Origin of the sequence: Rossellomorea aquimaris (assembly GCF_020171925.1) — a bacterium.
GTDB lineage: Bacteria > Bacillota > Bacilli > Bacillales > Bacillaceae_B > Rossellomorea > Rossellomorea aquimaris_F.
The window spans coordinates 1-14,972 of sequence record NZ_JAIVAR010000001.1 but is presented as its reverse complement, the minus strand read 5'-3'; the positions used below and the strand labels follow the sequence as shown (position 1 = coordinate 14,972).

Sequence of the window (14,972 nt, the reverse complement as noted above, 5' to 3'; positions counted from 1 at the left end):
AGAATTTAAGTAAGCATTTTCAAACGTTCAAATGCACGGAGGTGTTTTTTTATGAGTCAAATAAAGTGGATTTTTGTGTTATATTCAATCCTGGCGGCCGTTTCAATGATGGGAATCGCCATTTCAATAAGTCTCAAAAGCCTTCTATTGGCTTTCGGCAGCTTGGTCGCCCTCGTAATCGTCATGGGCTTTGGGTTCACAACGAAAAAAAGGTATCGTGAAGAAGGAAGACTTTAATAAACGAAAAAAAATGCTGAATGAAACATTCAGCATTTTTTCGTTTATATTGGTTGTTTAATGAAAGTCTACTTCTTTTATCTTTTTAAATAATCCGTCATGATGGTTTGATGCAGTCGGGGTTTTGCAACGAATAGTGAACTTTTGTTTAAAGGATCCAGCTCGTTCCCGTCTAAATCCGTGACGATGCCACCGACTTCTTCAATGAGGATCTTGCCTGCCGCAAAGTCCCATGGGGCAAGTCTCATACTGAGGTAAGCGTCCAATCTTCCGGCCGCTATATATGCCATCTCTATCGCTGCGGAACCGTAAGAGCGTGTCCCCCTTACTTTCTGTACCAAAGGGGAAAGGATCTTGGGATCGATACGTCTATTACTCGTCACCCATTGAGCATTAAGGGCAATGACAGAATCCTCGACCTCCACCTCGTTCAAATCAGGTAGCTTCACATCATTCATATAGGCCCCGTGCCCCCGGTGAGCATGATAGAGTTCATCGTGCACGACATCATAGATATAGCCGAGGACTCCGACTGAATCTTCATACACCCCGATTGAAATGGCAAAATTCCTTTGCTGGTGCACAAAATTCATTGTACCGTCAATGGGATCCAAGATCCATGTGACACCATCCAAATCAAGCAGTTCATCACCAAATCCTTCTTCACCCATTATTTTATGGTCTTTATATGTAGTACGTATTTTTTCGATGAAGAGGCGCTCGGTTGCTTCATCCATGTTCGTGACTAAGTCATTGCGGTTAGATTTTGTCTTGATATTCAGTTCAGTCTGGAAGGAATCACGGATTTTACTTCCTGCTTCCTTGATCCAAGCCCTAACATTCTGGTCTATTTCTTTCCAATTTGTCACTCTCTTACCTCCATTACCATGCAGAAATAATTTTCACGTCAAATACCCACTGTTTTTACTTTACCCCTAATATGATCTTCCCATAATGAGGCAAATGTTTCTATTGCTACATAGCTTAAAGGATATAAGAACCGGATTCAAGTAATCACTCCCATGGTGCAGGATCACGACTTCATGTTCGAGATCCATTCTCCAAGAAAAAAATAAGGGACCCGCTTTAACAAAAAAGCGAACTCCGCCTATGTACATAAGGAGTCCGCCTTCATCGCTTTTCCCTTCAACCTCATAAAGATCTTTTTTGAATCTCAGATGCTATAATGCTTTCATCTTCATTAGTTCTTCGCGGATAGTCATGAGCTTTTCTTTTGATTTTGTTTGTGTTTCCTTATTTTTTGTTTGGATGGCTTCGAACAATACAGCTAGTTCATAATCCATTTCGAGTCTTAATACATTTAAACGCTGTTGCTGGACATCTCGTTTTTTGGACGTATTCATTACTTGTTTCAAGGCAATGCACCCCTTCCGTGTTATTCGATTTATCTGATTGTTCTGATAATATTTAATACATATTATGAACTTCCACCTCATCTTGTAACAAAAATGTGCAGACACCTAATGAACAAGCTCATCACTACATGTAACCCCATTCATTGTGTTAAAATATGACCGTTAAACAAGGAGGTTTGCTATTAATGAAATTCAACGGATTTACCGAACATGATTTTGACGTATTCACCATTGATGGGTTGGAAAATAGAATGGAAGCCATTCAACAGCATATACGCCCCAAACTCGAATACCTGGGAGAATATTTCTCACCTGCCCTCAGTGCACTGACGGGTGATGAGATGTTTCATCATGTAGCCAAGCACGCACGCCGTTCCGTCAATCCACCTGATGATACTTGGGTTGCCTTCGCCAATAATAAGCGCGGCTATAAGAAGCACCCTCATTTCCAAATCGGATTATGGAAAACCCACCTGTTCATCTGGTTCGCCATGATCTATGAAGCTCCACAGAAGGCTGAATTCGGAAAGGTCGTCGAAGAGAATGCGGAAAGGATACGTTCGATCATCCCTCCGAACTTCGTCTGGTCCGGCGACCACACAAAACCGGAAGCCACAACCTTTTCTTCGATGTCAAAGGAAGAGTTCGTTGCATTAAGCCAGAGGGTCCAGCAAGTGAAGAAAGCCGAGCTCCTATGTGGCCTGCACTTGGAACGATCTCTTGTAACAGCACTCAGCGGTGACGAATTAATCCGCAAGATCGATGATGCCTTTGAAACACTTTTACCCCTTTATAAAATGAACTAAACCATCAAAAAAACGACAGCCGCTCAGGCTGTCGTTCTTACTTCATGCTGACTAGATCAGCATCTTCTGATTCTTTCATTTTTTTCACTGCATGATATGCGGAATAGCCACTTGACTCCTCGAATTCCGAACAGATCCTCTTCTCCTCGGACTTACTGGGAACAATTTCTTTGAATCTCCGGTAACGATCCATCAAGTCCTCTTTTCTGATTCCTCTTTCATATGCCTTTTCAATCGCTTCAAAGAATGCAATGACATCGATCACTTCCTCAGTCGACCAATCGATTGAAAACGGATATTGATATTCCATTACTTCAACAACTCCTTACCCATTCCATTTACTGCGGATTTGTTCTGCCTCTCCGATCATCCTTTGAATCAGCGCTTCAACCGAAGGGATGTCGTTGATCAGGCCCATGACTTGCCCTGCCCATCCAAACCCGTCTTCTTTATTCCCCTCATGGATATAACGTTTATTAGCTTCCCCGCTAATGAGCATTTTTAGCCCGTCATATCCTGAACCGGTATCTTCAGCTTCCAAGATTCTATCTGTCCATGCATTTCTGATGGCCCTCGCCGGTGCACCAAGTGAGCGTTTAATCACTACTGTATCATTCTCACTTCCCTCTAACAAGCTCCTTTTATATTCTTCCGATGCGTGGACACATTCCCGGGTTGCAATGAATCTAGTGCCCATCTCCACTCCTTCGGCACCAAAGCTTAGGGATGCCATCAACCCCCTTCCATCCCCAATGCCGCCTGAAGCGATGACAGGGATTGATACTTCATCCACTACGCCGGGCACGAGGACGAATGTCCCGATATCATCCTTGCCCAAATGACCTCCGCCTTCCTGACCGACAACCATGACGGCATCGGCACCCAATTGTTCAGCTTTGACCGCTTGCCTCTTTGAAGCGACCAAGACAAGCTTGATGATTTTTGTACCCTCCAATCGCTTGAATAGCGGAGCAGGGTTCCCCCCTGTTATCGAAACGACCGGTACAGATTCTTCAATTGCGGTTTCCAGGAAATCCTCGTATGGCCTTCCATGCTGACCGATGGCGAAGTTGACCCCGAATGGCCTGTCGGTCAATTTTTTCACCTTTCTGATTTCCTCCCTCAATTCTTCATGGTGCTCGAGGGACATGGCGGTGATTTGTCCCAGGCCACCTGCATTCGATACAGCGGCGGCAAGTTCAGCATATGCCAGATGGGCAAGCCCACCCTGAATGATCGGATATTCAATGTTCAATAACTCGGTAACTCTTGTTTTCCAGTTCATCTAAAATCCCTCCCGTCCCTGTCGTATTCTCCACTCTTTCAAGGTTTTCCTTCAAGGAGAAACAAAATCGTTCCGGCATGGGCAAAAGCCACTATGCAAACAATATCCTTAATGCTATAATTCTTTTGTTTGAAAGGACTCCTTTGACAAATGATATACTGTAAAGGTGAGTACAGACCACTTCTGTACCGACAAAAATAAAGAGGTGTTGAATGAATTGTCCCAAAATGAAACGCCGTTGTTTACCGGCTTAATTGAACATAGTAAAAAAAATCCAGTACAGTTTCATATTCCCGGTCACAAGAAGGGCGCTGGAATGGATCCTGACTTTAAAGAATTCATTGGTGAAAATGCCCTTAGCATTGATTTGATTAACATCGGTCCTCTCGATGACCTCCACCAGCCCAAAGGGATGATTAAAAAGGCACAGGACCTTGCAGCTGAAGCTTTTGGTGCCGATCATACATTTTTCTCTGTCCAAGGTACGAGCGGAGCCATCATGACCATGGTGATGAGCGTGTGCGGACCCGGGGATAAAATCATCGTGCCGAGGAACGTGCACAAATCCGTCATGTCGGCCATTGTCTTTTCTGGTGCCACCCCCATCTTCATCCACCCCGATATTGATGAGGATTTAGGGATTTCGCATGGAATTACAACAGATTCAGTTTCCAAAGCGTTGGAACAGCATCCCGATGCCAAAGGGGTCCTGGTCATTAATCCAACCTACTTCGGAATCTCGGCGGATCTGAAGAAAATTGTTGAAATTGCCCATTCCTATGACGTTCCTGTACTGGTTGATGAAGCACATGGCGTGCACATTCATTTTCACGATGAATTGCCGATGTCTGCCATGCAGGCTGGAGCAGACCTCGCAGCAACCAGCGTTCACAAGCTTGGTGGGTCCATGACACAAAGCTCTGTATTGAATATGAAAGAAGGATTGGTTTCAGCGAAAAGGGTCCAAACCATCCTCAGTATGCTGACGACAACCTCGACCTCATACCTTCTACTTGCATCTCTTGATGTTGCCAGGAAGCGACTAGCGACGGAAGGTCATGAATTGATCAGTTCTACGATCGCGTTGTCTGAGAAAATCAGGAATGAAATCAATGAAGTTGATGGGCTTTATTGTGTCGGGAAAGAAATCCTTGGAACAAAGGCGACGTTCGACTATGATCCGACTAAGCTGATCATATCAGTCAAAGAATTAGGCATTAGCGGATTCGATGCTGAAAAGTGGCTTCGTGAAGCTTACAATATCGAAGTTGAAATGTCCGACCTATACAATATCCTTTGTATCATCACACCAGGGGATACCGAAGTTGAAGGAAATCAACTGGTATCCGCACTCAGGGAACTTGCAAGAGAATTGAAACAGCACGGTGACATCACACCCGTCACTGTCATGCTTCCAGATATACCTGTCCTGGCGATGACACCAAGAGACGCATTTTATGCTGAAACAGAAGTGATCCCGATCGATGAATCAGCAGGACGGACGATTGCAGAGTTCATTATGGTGTATCCTCCAGGCATTCCAATCTTCATTCCCGGAGAGATTATCACGGAAGAAAACATTCATTATATCAAGACCAATATCGAAGCAGGATTACCGGTCCAGGGACCTGAGGATTATGACTTGAGACATTTACGCGTCATCAAGGAACACCGGGCCATTCGATAAACATACGCCCCCTCCCGATGTTGCACTGAAGGCACTGCTCTGTGATGTTCAAAACAAAAAAGGTGAAGAAGTCATCTCATGACTTCTTCACCTTTTTTTATCTATTTACCCCTTTTAGTCCGTCTAAACCCGTTCCGCTTTGCTTCTGATCAATCGTCTATTTCTACATCATCATTACAATCACAGCAATTAGAGAATAAAACAGAAACCTTCTCATCTTCGTAGTGTTCAATTGTGCTTAGGCATGATTGACAAACAATTGTCCCCATCTTTTATCCCTCTCCCTTAATGATGTTTTGTGTAAGCGTTTTATCTTAACTGTCTTTATAATAATATAACACATTTAAAAAATCAAGCCTAAATTGTATAACATATTTAAATATAATTCCCTTTTAATTCGTCATATTTTTAAATGATATGCGATTGATTGCGTTTACATACCGACTGTATTCATAGTTAAAGCTACTCTTCTTCAAAAGCACCAAACAACCTTTTTTAATCAAACAAAAAAACCTGAACGAAGATCATTCAGGTTTAAGAAGTTATGGTGTTTGGATTTTATGTGGATCAAGAATTTCGTAGCCTTTCTCCCTTAGTCCTTTCACGATGTCGGGTAAGGCTTCGCTTGTCCATGTCCTGTCGTGCATTAGAAGGTTTGCACCTTTATTCAGAAAGGGGCTGTTGACCATGATATCAGTGATTGCATCTTTTGTTTGATACTGTTTTCCCCAATCGTACCCGTACGTCCAATTCATAAGCGCCATCTGTTCCTCTGCTGCAACCTGCCTGCTGAAATCGGTATTCTGGCCGAATGGTGCCCTAAAGAACTTTGGACGCTCACCAGTAATCGATTCAACCATGTCACTGACTGAAACGATTTCTTCTTTTTGTTTTTCATTTGTCAAGTCTTTCAAGGAGCTATGACTATACGTATGGTTTCCTATGACGAACCCCATATCGTATATTTTTTTAAGTGTTTCCTTTTCTTCGGGTGTATCCAGGAAATGCCCATTCACGAAAAAGATTGCCGGGGCATTCAACGCCTTGAGATCTTGAGCCATTTTTAAGGCATGGCAATCTGGCGCATCATCGATCGTCAACAACACCACTTCCGCATTTCCCCCTGCGATGGGTTCTATACTCCAATTATTTTCATTGATCTTATATTGAGGTTCGACCTTACCATCCTGCCCTGTAACGGATTCGTCTTTTACTTCCTCAACGCTATCTTTTTCCGGTTGGTTATCTTCTGTGCGATCCGCTGTCTCCTGTATATCCTTCTTTTGAACAGGTTGTTTTGAGACTGGAGCAGGTTCATTTGCACACGCTGTCAATAATAAGAAAGTCAACCCCGACGCTACAACCTTTTTCATCCTACTCACCCTTCATATGTCAGTTACTTTGAATATTTTAACATATTATAAGGGATATCTGGGTATGAATTAAAATTTTCCCATCAGGTTTTCGAATAGGACTTTGCATGCCAAGAAAAAGGAAAGGCTGAATGATGTCACGAATACAGTAAGCCTTCGTGTCTGAACGATTTTTTTTGCTGCAATGAAAGCCAGATAAAAGAATAGGACGAACATGATCCATTTGTATTCCACATGATCTTTATACGATACCCATTCTGCAATATAAAAAATACTCCATAGTATCATCTGAATCAGGAACGCAACATAGAATTTCATTGTTAACACCCTTTTACGACAGTCTAGTGTTCAGCTAGAACGATTGTATTAACATAGTATATTCTTTGCATATTACTTTCATTATTGATGTCTTTTCATTTCTGTAACATTTTAATGACTTACCCCTTTTACTTTTTCTCATATGATAAAATGTGACCAACGAATAGGTCTTTGTACGCAGAAAACTCTCTTAACGTTAATGGTCTTCGCTAAGAAAAGAGGATGATGTATGAAACATTTACTTACCTTGATTATGTTAGCATCAACAGCGTTACTACTTACTTCATGTAATGATCTAGCTGCAGATAAGGTAGTGTTGGCCGAGGATAGATTCATCAATAGACAAGTCATATTTTTTACGGATGATCGGAAAATTTCTGAAGAAGTTGAATACTATGATGCCATTATCGAACTTAAGAGCAAGTATCCAGAAGACCTTAAACACCTTGAAGTAGTCAATCAAAAGTCCGATCACTCCAACCCCAATATCCAGTCTCCCGTATACCCTGCCATCATTGTCGTTGATAACAATCGAATTGTCACAAAAATATCAGGAAAAGCCCAGAAAGAACAGATCATTAAATCGGTCTCAAAAGCCATCAAGCAATGGTGATTTTTTGATTGTATTGCATTAACAGGGTTTTACTTTCCCGCACGATATAGATTACCTTCCCGTGGAATGCAGCTTAGATGTCGCATAACAAAAAAAGATGATCCTTCAATGGAAGGATCATCTTTTCATTTCATTTTTCTTACTTAACGATATGGATTGGGCTTCCGATTGCAACTTCGGCAGCTTCCATCGAAATCTCACCAAGAGTTGGATGAGCGTGGATTGTCATTGCAATATCTTCAGCAGTCATGCCTGATTCGATTGCAAGACCAAGTTCAGCGATCATATCAGATGCTCCTGAACCAACGATTTGAGCACCAATCACTAATCCATCCTCTTTACGAGTGACAAGCTTCAAGAAGCCTTCAGTTGCGTTAAGCGCCAATGCACGCCCATTTGCTGCAAATGGGAATTTAGCTGCTGCAACTTCAATTCCTTCTTCTTTTGCTTCTGCTTCGGAGTAACCAACTGTTGCAAGTTCTGGATCCGTGAAGCAGACTGCAGGAATTCCAAGATAATCGATTTCAGCCGGTTCACCAGCGATGACCTCTGCTGCAATCTTACCTTCGTAAGAAGCTTTATGCGCAAGTGGAGGACCTTCAACGATATCACCGATCGCAAAGATGTTAGAGATGTTTGTACGACATTGCTTATCGATTTTGATCAATCCGCGATCTGTCATTTCAACTCCAACTTCTTCAAGACCAATTTCATCTGTATTAGGACGGCGGCCGACTGTCACTAGGACATAATCTGCTTCCACAGATTTCTCTTCACCATTTACCTCATACTTGACAACGACTCCGCTGTCGCTTTCGTCAACGCCTTTAGCCATTGCTTTTGTTACGACATCGACACCTTTTTGTTTTAGTCCCTTTTTCACGACTGCTGTCATTTGCTTTTCGAATCCACTTAGGATATCGTCAGCACCCTCAAGGATGGTTACTTCAGAGCCTAAGTTAGCGTATGCAGTACCAAGTTCTGTACCGATGTAGCCTCCGCCGATGACAACAAGCTTTCCTGGGATCTCTTCAAGCGCCAATGCACCAGTTGAATCAAGAACGCGTTTTGAGAACTTGAAGCTTGGGATTTCAATCGGACGAGATCCAGTTGCAAGGATCAAGTTCTTGAACTTATATGTTTGCGCTGAATTATCATCCATTACGCGTAGCGTGTTTTGGTCTACAAGGTAAGCTTCACCGCGAACGATTTCTGCTTTATTTCCTTTAAGGAGACCTTCAACTCCACCAGTTAATTTCTTGACTACTCCAGCTTTCCACTCTTGAACCTTATCGAAGTTCACTTTTACATTTTCAGCTACGATACCCATGTCATCTGAGTGTTGAGCTTGGTGGAAGCGGTGTCCAGCCGTGATAAGAGCTTTGGAAGGGATACATCCAACGTTCAGGCAAACCCCACCAAGATTTTCTTTTTCGATGATTGTTACTTTTTGTCCAAGCTGAGCTGCACGGATCGCAGCTACATATCCACCAGGACCTGCACCGACTACTATAGTATCTGTTTCAATTGGGAAATCTCCTACTACCATCGCATTACGCCTCCATTAATAATAATTCTGGATCGTTCAACAAACGCTTCATATGGTTAAGTGCATGTTGAGCAGTAGCTCCATCAATCATACGGTGATCGAAGCTCAATGATAATGCTAACACAGGTGCCGCTACAATTTCACCATTTTTAACTACAGGTTTTTCTGCGATACGGCCAACTCCAAGGATTGCAACCTCAGGGTGATTGATAACCGGAGTGAACCATTGTCCGCCTGCGGAACCAATGTTTGTGATTGTGCAAGAAGCACCTTTCATTTCATCACCGGAAAGTTTACCGTCACGCGCTTTACCTGCAAGTTCATTGATCTCATTTGAGATTGAGAACATTGATTTACGGTCTGCATTCTTAACGACTGGTACAAGTAAGCCTTTATCTGTATCTGCTGCGATACCGATATTATAGTAATGCTTCTGAACGATTTCGCTCGTTGCATCATCAATGGATGTATTAAGAGCAGGGTACTCACGAAGAGCACTTGTCAAGGCTTTTACGATATAAGGCAAGAATGTAAGCTTGATGCCTTTCTCCGCTGCAACTTCCTTGAACTTCTTACGGTGTGCCCATAGCTTCGTTACATCTACTTCGTCCATTAATGTAACGTGAGGAGCTGTATGTTTAGAGTTCACCATTGCTTTCGCAATCGCTTTACGCATACCGCTCATCTTCTCGCGTGTTTCAGGGAATTCACCCTCTGGAAGTTTTGGTGCAGCTGCTTTTGTTTCTTCCTTAGCAGGTGCTTGTTCTTCTGTCTTACCTTCTGCTGCAGGTGCCTCAGCTTTAGCTGTTCCACCGCTTAGGAATGCATCGATGTCCTCTTTCAACACACGGCCATTTTTACCTGAACCTGATACTTGACGGATTTCCACGCCATTTTCCCTCGCATATTTACGAACGGACGGCATAGCGATTACACGTTTGTTAGGATCAACGGCTTGTTCTGAAGCATCCTTGTTTACATCCTGACCTTGTTCAGCCGTAGCTTGAACTTGCTCTTCTGTTTTTTCTTCGGCTTTGGCAGCTTCTTTCTTATCGCCTTCATCGCCCTTGAATTGAAGGTCCTCGTATCCAGGTGCATCGAACTTGATCAATGTATCACCTACGACAGCAACAGTTCCTTCATCAACAAGAAGTTCTTCAACTGTTCCTGCTACTGGAGATGGAATTTCAACTACTGCTTTATCATTTTGGACTTCACATAGTACATCGTCTTCTTCTACTTTATCGCCAGGCTTGACAAACCATTTTACGATTTCACCTTCATGAATACCTTCACCGATGTCCGGTAATTTGAATTCGAAAGACATGGATTCTACCTCCTGTATTGAATAATGATATAGATGAGTGTTTTTATTTTATCTATTTTTCTCTGTCTTTTTATAAAAGGGAAAAGAGAAGGGATGGTTCCCTTCTTTCCCTTCATTGTGAAAGATTGTGCAAGTCTCTGTTAATCAAAGACTGTATATCCCTTGTTCCGCTTAGAATTCAAGGACTTTCTTAGCCGTCTCAAGAACGTCTTTATGGTTTGGAAGCCAGATTGGCTCTGCTTGAGAGAATGAATACACTGTATCAGGAGCTGTTACACGCAGGACAGGTGCATCCAGGCTAAGGATTGCGCGGTCATTGATTTCAGCAACTACGTTCGCTGCAATTCCCGCTTGCTTTTGAGCTTCTTGAACGACGATTGCGCGGTTTGTCTTTTCAACTGACGCCATGATTGTGTCAATATCAAGTGGGCTAACCGTACGAAGGTCGACAACTTCTACTGAGTATCCTTCTTTTTCAAGCTCTTCCGCTGCTTTGATCGACTCATGGACCATTGCACCGTAAGTGATGATGGATAAGTCTGTTCCTTCACGCTTCACTTCAGCTTTACCAAGCTCAATCGTGTATTCCTCTTCAGGAACCTCTTGACGGAATGAACGGTATAACTTCATATGCTCAAGGAAGATGACTGGGTCATTATCACGGATGGATGAAATCAATAGACCTTTAGCATCGTATGGAGTAGATGGAATGACAACCTTCACTCCAGGTTGCTGCGCCATAAGACCCTCTAAACTATCAGCATGAAGTTCAGGAGTATGTACCCCACCACCAAATGGTGAACGCACTGTGATCGGAGCAGTATAAGAACCGCCGGAACGGTAACGCATACGTGCCATTTGTCCAGAGATTGAATCCATTACTTCATATACGAATCCAAAGAATTGAATTTCAGGTACTGGGCGGAAACCTTCCAGTGCCAATCCGATAGCTAAACCACCGATTCCTGATTCTGCAAGTGGTGTGTCAAATACACGGTCTTCACCGAATTCTTTTTGAAGTCCTTCCGTCGCACGGAATACACCACCGTTAAGACCTACGTCTTCACCAAAAACTAAAACGTCTTCGTTGTTACGCAGTTCTGTGCGCAGTGCATCAGTGATCGCTTGAATCATTGTCATTTGCGCCATGGCTTATTTCGACTCCTTCTCTTTGTAAATTTCTAATTGCTCTTTCAAGTTATATGGAAGCTCTTCATACATGTTATTGATGAAATCAGTAACTTTTTGCTTAGGCTCTCCATCTGCTTGTTTGATTGCTTGTTTGATATCTTCTTTTGCTTCTTCGATTACTTCGTTTTCTCTTTCTTCGCTCCATAGTCCTTTAGCTTCTAGGTACTTACGGAAACGAACCAATGGATCTTTCTTCTCCCAGTCAGTATCCATTTCAGAAGAACGGTAACGTGTCGGATCATCTCCGGCCATCGTATGCGGACCATAGCGGTAGCACATTGTCTCGATAAGTGAAGGACCTTCACCGTTTACCGCACGTTCCCTTGCTTCACGCGTAGCGACATAAACAGCAAGTGGATCCATTCCATCAACAAGGATTCCAGGGATACCAGCTGCAACTGCTTTTTGAGCAATCGTCTTACCGGCAGTCTGCTTGTCACGTGGAGTCGAGATTGCGAATTGGTTATTTTGAACAACAAAGATCGCTGGAGCTGCATAAGCACCTGCGAAGTTGATTCCTTCGTAGAAATCACCTTGTGAAGAACCACCGTCACCAGTGTACGTGATGGCAACTGCTTTTTTACCGCGTTTCTTAAGTCCAAGAGCCACACCTGCTGTCTGGATGTATTGAGCTCCGATAATGATTTGAGGAGATAATACATTGACACCTTCAGGAGGCTGATTTCCTACAAAATGTCCACGGGAGAACAAGAATGCTTTATATAAAGGAAGACCGTGCCACACGATTTGAGGTACATCACGGTAACCTGGAAGAATCCAGTCCTCTTTCTCCAAAGCAAAGTGGGATGCGATTTGAGACGCTTCCTGTCCTGCTGTTGGTGCATAGAAACCTAAACGTCCTTGACGATTAAGTGAAATTGATCTTTGATCAAGAATACGAGTGTAAACCATACGGCGCATTAATTCCTGAAGATCCTCATCAGAAATCTCCGGCATTGCATCTTCGTTCACTACTTCGCCTTCTTCGTTCAAAATTTGAAACATTTCAAACTTGTCTTCAATCTGCTCGAGCGTTTTAACTGCATCGAATTGTGCCTTCTTTGATTTAGAAGCCATCGAAGTCACCTATCCTTTCTGTATACATTTATTTTGGTTTTTTACATACAAAGTTTAGATTACCCAAATTCAGTATGACCTACCACAATACTTGTGAAACACATTATAGATAGTTTTCCACAAATAATAAGAAAGAAAACCCACTTTTGTAAAACGGGCTCTCTGTATTAGTCTGTTTAACAGTTTCACTAATACAACACTAACTACCTTTCATAGTTTACAATATAAAAAAACATCTCGTCAACGACAAAGTATTATCTTTTCAAGATATTTCTATGACATTTTCGGAACACAGCGATTGTTAAATTTTATCTGTATCAGTAAAACAAAAACATCTGTTATATATAAACCCCTCCATTTAGCTTAACTGTTATAGTGTACTTTCTTCTTATAAATCAGCATGCATTCCACACTGTGAAATTTCCCACTGCAAGTGAAAAGAAGGCACAAAAAAACCAGGGAAGATATCCCTGGTTTTTTTGTGCCTTCTATTTTTCAGCTCTTCTCTTCAACATCGATGCCCGCTGTCTTGTAGAAGCTTTGTTTTAGCTTGTTGAATTCATCCGTCTTTGTATTATAATCACCATTCAGTTTGATGGTTTGATCATATGCTTCATTAATTGAAGAAATTTGTTTTTCCAATTCTTCCATCGTCAATTCCTTCTTCTTGAAGAGCTCATACAATTCTTTATCCATTGTAAGTGACTTAAGGTATGAGTCGGTCAATTTCTCATGAAGCTGATAACGATCTTTCATCGTTGCATCCAGCTTTTCTGCTTCACTCTTCAACTTTGCATCATCTAATTTCCCTATGTAATCATCAAGACTGGAAAATTGAGCTTTTGCTTCTTTCATCGCTTCCCGCTCTTTCTTGATATATTCCTCACGTTCAGAAATATTTTCTAGAGCGTCGTCTGAAAGTTTTACTATTTTATCGAATTCTTTCATACCAAGATTCATGATCTCATTATAAAGTTCTTTTTCTTTTTCTTCTAAATCCTGAAGAGGTTTCTGTACCTCTACATAGTCCGCTTCCTTGGCAACGGTTTCTTCGAGCACATTATGGATATTTTCTTCAGGAGAAGCTCCTCCCACACAACCCATAAGAACGAACATCACTATACTTAAAATAAAGGTAAAACGAAAATTCGACACAACCAGATCCCCCTTAATGATATACCATCTTCTACTATATCTTTGACTACAACTTTTGACAATAGGGATTTACAACTGTGGAAAATTTTGTCGATTGGACTATTCTCCTATTACCATACCTATGATGGGGACGGGCAAAGTATTACTGAAATCGAAAGCCGTTCTATTAACTTTTTAACGATATAATGCTAGACTAATTCTGTACATATTGATATATCTTATGAACGTTTGAAGTATACATTCATAATAAGAACACTGTTTGTTGTAAGGAGGAACATACATGATTACGATGAAAGATATCATCCGTGAGGGCCACCCGACCCTTCGCAAAGTGGCTGAAGAAGTTACTCTGCCTCCAACTGCAGAGGATCAAGAGACGCTAAGGAGTCTTCTTGAGTACGTAGTGAACAGCCAGGACCCTGAGATGGCAAGCAAGTACGGCCTCAGACCCGGTATCGGCCTGGCGGCTCCGCAGATCAATGTATCCAAGAAGATGCTGGCCGTGAATGTCATTGATGAGAAGGGCACTCTATACAGCCATGCTTTGTTCAATCCGAAGATTGTCAGTCACTCCGTTGAAAAGGCATATTTGACATCGGGCGAAGGATGTTTATCGGTCGATCGCCAAGTCCCGGGCTTCGTCCCCCGTTATGCAAGAGTGACGGTTAAAGGGTGGAATGTAGAGGGTGAAGAAGTGAAGCTTAGGTTAAGAGGGCTGCCTGCTATCGTTTTCCAGCATGAAATCGATCATTTAAACGGCATCATGTTTTATGACCATATCAATCATGAAAACCCGTTTGAACCGATCCCAGGTGCTTTAGCCATCGAGCGATGATAATAACAGAAAAACCGCATCCAGTGGTACCGACCCCCGAAAGTTAGAGTGAAAAAACTAACTTTCGGGGGTGTTTTTTTGGCTAAATATAGTGATGAATTTAAAATGAAACTTGTCATCGAGTATTTATCTGGAAATCTAGG

At 42.2% G+C, this 14,972-nt stretch carries 17 protein-coding genes; 5 read left to right on the top strand and 12 right to left on the bottom strand.

Annotation, left to right across the window (positions count from 1 at the left end; translation table 11 throughout):
* The first annotated feature begins 51 nt into the window (after nt 1-51).
* Complete coding sequence (locus tag LCM10_RS00085; RefSeq protein ID WP_224873807.1) at nt 52-237, top strand: YlaF family protein; 186 nt, start codon at nt 52-54, stop codon at nt 235-237.
* A 77-nt stretch (nt 238-314) separates the two neighbouring features.
* On the opposite strand, the gene LCM10_RS00080 is transcribed toward LCM10_RS00085, so the two are convergent.
* Together LCM10_RS00080 and LCM10_RS00075 are read right to left on the bottom strand one after the other, a co-directional pair.
* A complete protein-coding gene (locus LCM10_RS00080) occupies nt 315-1,106 on the bottom strand; it encodes an inositol monophosphatase family protein (protein ID WP_224873806.1) in 792 nt (263 codons plus the stop codon).
* A gap of 312 nt (nt 1,107-1,418) precedes the next feature.
* Nucleotides 1,419-1,613, bottom strand: coding sequence for a hypothetical protein (locus LCM10_RS00075; RefSeq protein ID WP_224873805.1), 195 nt, complete (start codon nt 1,611-1,613; stop codon nt 1,419-1,421).
* Nucleotides 1,614-1,798: 185 nt separating this feature from the next.
* On the opposite strand from LCM10_RS00075, the gene LCM10_RS00070 reads away from it, so the two are divergent.
* The gene (locus LCM10_RS00070) at nt 1,799-2,419 is read left to right on the top strand and encodes a YktB family protein (protein WP_224873804.1); all 621 of its coding nucleotides are present in this window, start codon (nt 1,799-1,801) and stop codon (nt 2,417-2,419) included.
* A 37-nt stretch (nt 2,420-2,456) separates the two neighbouring features.
* Here the strand turns inward: LCM10_RS00070 and LCM10_RS00065 are convergent, their stop codons facing one another.
* Both LCM10_RS00065 and LCM10_RS00060 read right to left on the bottom strand, forming a co-directional pair.
* Nucleotides 2,457-2,729, bottom strand: coding sequence for a UPF0223 family protein (locus LCM10_RS00065; RefSeq protein ID WP_224873803.1), 273 nt, complete (start codon nt 2,727-2,729; stop codon nt 2,457-2,459).
* A 15-nt stretch (nt 2,730-2,744) separates the two neighbouring features.
* On the bottom strand, nt 2,745-3,704 hold the full coding sequence (locus tag LCM10_RS00060; RefSeq protein WP_224873802.1) for an NAD(P)H-dependent flavin oxidoreductase: 960 nt from the start codon (nt 3,702-3,704) through the stop codon (nt 2,745-2,747).
* Nucleotides 3,705-3,921: 217 nt separating this feature from the next.
* Here LCM10_RS00060 and LCM10_RS00055 point away from each other — a divergent pair, with 217 nt between their 5' ends.
* The gene (locus tag LCM10_RS00055; protein WP_224873801.1) at nt 3,922-5,391 is read left to right on the top strand and encodes an aminotransferase class I/II-fold pyridoxal phosphate-dependent enzyme; all 1,470 of its coding nucleotides are present in this window, start codon (nt 3,922-3,924) and stop codon (nt 5,389-5,391) included.
* A gap of 149 nt (nt 5,392-5,540) precedes the next feature.
* Here the strand turns inward: LCM10_RS00055 and LCM10_RS00050 are convergent, their stop codons facing one another.
* From LCM10_RS00050 to LCM10_RS00040, 3 genes are all read right to left on the bottom strand, one after another.
* The gene (locus LCM10_RS00050) at nt 5,541-5,660 is read right to left on the bottom strand and encodes a GapA-binding peptide SR1P (RefSeq protein ID WP_224873800.1); all 120 of its coding nucleotides are present in this window, start codon (nt 5,658-5,660) and stop codon (nt 5,541-5,543) included.
* A 273-nt stretch (nt 5,661-5,933) separates the two neighbouring features.
* Complete coding sequence (locus LCM10_RS00045; protein ID WP_224873799.1) at nt 5,934-6,764, bottom strand: polysaccharide deacetylase family protein; 831 nt, start codon at nt 6,762-6,764, stop codon at nt 5,934-5,936.
* 69 nt (nt 6,765-6,833) lie between these two features.
* Nucleotides 6,834-7,082, bottom strand: coding sequence for a hypothetical protein (locus LCM10_RS00040; protein ID WP_224873798.1), 249 nt, complete (start codon nt 7,080-7,082; stop codon nt 6,834-6,836).
* A gap of 229 nt (nt 7,083-7,311) precedes the next feature.
* Here LCM10_RS00040 and LCM10_RS00035 point away from each other — a divergent pair, with 229 nt between their 5' ends.
* Nucleotides 7,312-7,695, top strand: a complete 384-nt coding sequence (locus LCM10_RS00035) for a hypothetical protein (RefSeq protein ID WP_224873797.1) — start codon at nt 7,312-7,314, stop codon at nt 7,693-7,695.
* A 139-nt stretch (nt 7,696-7,834) separates the two neighbouring features.
* Here LCM10_RS00035 and lpdA read toward each other — a convergent pair whose 3' ends face one another.
* The 5 genes from lpdA to LCM10_RS00010 form a co-directional block, all read right to left on the bottom strand.
* Nucleotides 7,835-9,244 carry a dihydrolipoyl dehydrogenase gene (gene lpdA / locus LCM10_RS00030; protein ID WP_224873796.1) on the bottom strand — a complete coding sequence of 470 codons (1,410 nt, stop codon included), beginning with the start codon at nt 9,242-9,244 and terminating at the stop codon, nt 7,835-7,837.
* Between the two features lie 4 nt (nt 9,245-9,248).
* Nucleotides 9,249-10,571, bottom strand: a complete 1,323-nt coding sequence (locus LCM10_RS00025; RefSeq protein WP_224873795.1) for a dihydrolipoamide acetyltransferase family protein — start codon at nt 10,569-10,571, stop codon at nt 9,249-9,251.
* 171 nt (nt 10,572-10,742) lie between these two features.
* Nucleotides 10,743-11,720: an alpha-ketoacid dehydrogenase subunit beta gene (locus LCM10_RS00020; protein ID WP_224873794.1), complete on the bottom strand. Its 978-nt coding sequence runs from the start codon at nt 11,718-11,720 to the stop codon at nt 10,743-10,745.
* 3 nt (nt 11,721-11,723) lie between these two features.
* Nucleotides 11,724-12,839 carry a pyruvate dehydrogenase (acetyl-transferring) E1 component subunit alpha gene (gene pdhA / locus LCM10_RS00015; protein WP_224873793.1) on the bottom strand — a complete coding sequence of 372 codons (1,116 nt, stop codon included), beginning with the start codon at nt 12,837-12,839 and terminating at the stop codon, nt 11,724-11,726.
* 495 nt (nt 12,840-13,334) lie between these two features.
* Nucleotides 13,335-13,994: a YkyA family protein gene (locus LCM10_RS00010; RefSeq protein WP_224873792.1), complete on the bottom strand. Its 660-nt coding sequence runs from the start codon at nt 13,992-13,994 to the stop codon at nt 13,335-13,337.
* Between the two features lie 280 nt (nt 13,995-14,274).
* Between LCM10_RS00010 and def the strand changes: the two genes are divergently transcribed.
* Nucleotides 14,275-14,829: a peptide deformylase gene (gene def, locus LCM10_RS00005; protein ID WP_224873791.1), complete on the top strand. Its 555-nt coding sequence runs from the start codon at nt 14,275-14,277 to the stop codon at nt 14,827-14,829.
* Nucleotides 14,830-14,972: the final 143 nt, after the last annotated feature.